Source organism: Roseibium sp. (genome assembly GCF_025698965.1).
Lineage (GTDB): Bacteria > Pseudomonadota > Alphaproteobacteria > Rhizobiales > Stappiaceae > Roseibium.
On the sequence record NZ_JAILWL010000621.1, the window covers coordinates 1 to 3,065 of the forward strand.

The 3,065-nt window shown below is 55.7% G+C and carries 4 protein-coding genes; 1 reads left to right on the forward strand and 3 read right to left on the reverse strand.

The features are described from left to right. Positions 1-55: 55 nt before the first annotated feature. A complete protein-coding gene (locus tag K5905_RS30630; RefSeq protein ID WP_297591505.1) occupies positions 56-1,039 on the forward strand; it encodes a DctP family TRAP transporter solute-binding subunit in 984 nt (327 codons plus the stop codon). A gap of 6 nt (positions 1,040-1,045) precedes the next feature. Here K5905_RS30630 and K5905_RS30635 read toward each other — a convergent pair whose 3' ends face one another. The 3 genes from K5905_RS30635 to K5905_RS30645 all read right to left on the reverse strand — a co-directional run. Further along, positions 1,046-2,062: a LacI family DNA-binding transcriptional regulator gene (locus tag K5905_RS30635; RefSeq protein WP_297591506.1), complete on the reverse strand. Its 1,017-nt coding sequence runs from the start codon at positions 2,060-2,062 to the stop codon at positions 1,046-1,048. 128 nt (positions 2,063-2,190) lie between these two features. Beyond that, positions 2,191-2,523, reverse strand: coding sequence for an antibiotic biosynthesis monooxygenase (locus tag K5905_RS30640; RefSeq protein ID WP_297591507.1), 333 nt, complete (start codon positions 2,521-2,523; stop codon positions 2,191-2,193). Further along, on the reverse strand, positions 2,520-3,065 hold a 546-nt coding region (locus K5905_RS30645; RefSeq protein ID WP_297591508.1), incomplete at its 5' end, for an NAD(P)-dependent oxidoreductase. The genes K5905_RS30640 and K5905_RS30645, both read right to left, overlap by 4 nt.

Genomic DNA, 3,065 nt, shown 5'->3' on the forward strand with positions numbered 1-3,065 from the left:
GCATCATCACAGTCCCGATGAAATGGTTCATCGGTTGAGAAGGGAGGAACTCTCAATGAAAAATCACCTGAAACAAATTGGTCTGGCAACCCTTGTCACCCTGAGCATGGCGACATCGTCGCTGGCGGAAGTGACTTTGAAATTCGCTCACGCAGCACCTGAAACCGACCTTCAGCAGGATCTGGCCAAGTTTTTCCAGACGGAAGTCGACACGCGGACAAATGGTGAAGTCAAAGTCCAGATTTTCCCGCAAGGCCAGCTTGGAAATGATGCGACGATGATCGACGGCGCGCGCTCCGGCATCATCGATATCGTCATGGTTGGCCTCAACAACTTTTCCGGACTGATGCCTGAATCGGCCGCATTCACTCTTCCCTTCATGTTCCCGACCCGCGAAACAGCCTATTCGGTACTGGACGGAGAAGTCGGCCAAGGCGTATCGGCGAAATTCGAGGATCATGGCCTGAAAGGACTTGGGTTCCCGGAAAACGGTTATCGGAACATGACCAACAACAAGGGCCCCATCCGCACACCGGACGACGTCAAGGGTCTGAGAATGCGGGTCAACAATTCCAAGGCCCTTAACGACATGTTCGCGGCCCTGGATGCCAACCCGCAGCAAATCCCGGTGGCGGAACTTTACACTGCGCTTGAAACTGGTGTTGTCGACAGCCAGGACCACCCGATAGGCGTTACGCTTTCCTTCAAGTTTTTCGAGGTGCAGGACTACCTGAGCATGACCCAGCACGCGTATTCCCCGCTGGCTGTCGCAATGAACCTCAATAAATTCAACGGCCTGACGGAAGACCAACAGAAAATCGTGCTTGAGGTCGCTGCCGAAGCCGTCGATATGCAGCGCAAGTTGAGCATTGCCAAGGAAGACGAAATGATCAACGCACTCGAAGAAGCCGGCATGAAGGTCAACCGCGATGTCGACGGCGCATCATTCCAGGAAAAGGTCAAACCGGTCTGGGAGGCCTTCATTTCGCAAAATGGCGATACTCTTGTGAACGCCATTCTTGAAGCTTCACAACAATAATCTGCCTTAAGCGCTGGAACCGCCAACGCTTAATTGCGGCCCGATCTCCAACCGGATCGGGCCGTTTTGTTTGTCCCCCTCACCACGGAGCAGGGACATGATGACCTCGCCTGTCTTGCGTCCGATTTCGACCGGGTGCGGATCGATTGTCGTCAGGGTCGGTACGCAAATTGACGAAATGTCATAGGCGCCAAATCCGGAAATCGCAATGTCATCAGGCACCTTCACACCTTTGCGCATGCATTCGGTAAGAGCCCCGAATGCCGAAAGGTCCGACACGCAGATGACGGCCTCGGTATCGGGAAAGTCCTTTAGCAGCCTAGACATGGCATCAGCACCTTCGCGCATCGAAATCGGTGGTTCACCGGCCCCGATCAGACGATCAGATGAAAGGCCTTGAGCGGCCATGGCATCTATGAAGCCGCGCCTGCGGTCCGCCCCACGTGTATCGCCATCGGTATCGCCGCCAATAAAGGCAATGCGCCTGCGGCCTGTTTCCACGAGATGTCCGACAAGGTCATGCATGGTCGCCGCATTGGAAAATCCAACCACATGGTCAATCGGGTCTTCCGGCAGATCCCAGGTTTCTATTACGGGAATGTTTGCACGCTCGAGCAGTTGGCGTGTTCTGTCGGTATGCCGACCACCGGTCAAAACAATCGCTTCGGGACGACGCCTCAAGAACTGTTCGACAATCCGTTCTTCTTCGCGAATATCATAGTTGGAATAGCCGAGAAGCACCTGCAGATCCGAGACCTTGAGGACTTCGGAAAGCGCACCAACCGTATCGGCGAAGTTTGCGTTGTTGATCGAAGGGATCGCCACGGCAACAAATCCCGTGCGCTGCGACCGGAAAGTGGCTGCATTGCTGTCGAACACATATCCGAGGTCTTCGGCAATCTTCAGGATGCGCTTGCGCGTTTCTTCTCCAACTGAAGCATGTTGCTTGAAGGCCCTGCTCACAGTCATGACCGACACGCCGGCCTGCTGTGCGACATCCTTCATCGTTACAGTTCGCTGCATTCAACCCCCGCCACTAAATTCAGCCTATAGATACGCAAAATGGGCCCGTCACTGCAATCGCAACGACCGACCCGAACAAAAATTGAAGCGCCCTTTATGCAATCGGGCCCGAGAGCACCGTGAAAACTTTAATTGGCGTATGCGTTCGCCTCGGTCACATGGTGATGAATCCGCCCATCGAAATACTCGGAAACGATGTCCCCGGTTACTTCGCGAGACCTGTTGCGAGCGTCGCTTTCAAGTGCTCCTGTCATCGCGTCTCTGTCGGGATAGGTGATCGCCAGGATCAACGGAAACTCCGGTGCGCCTTCGTCACGCTCTTCTCCAAACATGACCCGAACATCGCTGTTGCCGGGAAACTGGCGCCACAAAGGAACCAGCCGCTCCTTTACCGCAGCACGAAACGCTTCGGTCTTGCCGGGTTTGACGCTGCCCTCGAACAGCGCAAATCGGGTGATCATTTGAATTGCTCCTTATCTGGTCCCTTGAAAAACTCCATAAGCGCAGCCTGATCCTCGCCGCCGAGACCCGCAGCCGTCAGCATTCTGTGAACCTCTGCACAAAGGGACGTCAGTGGCATCGCCGTATGGGTGCGCCGGGCAAGGTCCTGTGCACCGTTTAGGTCCTTGACCATATTGTCGATCCGGCCGGTGCGGCGGTAATCGCGTTCCACAAAGCGCGGCATGTATTCCTGCAGGATCGCGCTATCCGCGCGCCCTCCCTTGAGCGCCTGCGGGATTTTCGCGGCGTCGACCCCGGCATCAAGAGCAAGCTGGGTTGCCTCTGCAACCGCAAGAAAGCCCAGGCCACAAAGAACCTGATTGATCAGCTTGGTTGTCTGACCGGCCCCGACAGGTCCCATATGTGTGTAGTTGGAGCTGACATGCTTCAAGACGTTATGCGCATCGGCAACATCCTTCGCCGAACCGCCAGCCATCAGTGTCAGTTCACCGACCAGGGCCTTGGGAGCTCCACCGGAAAGCGGACTGTCGACCCAGCGCAG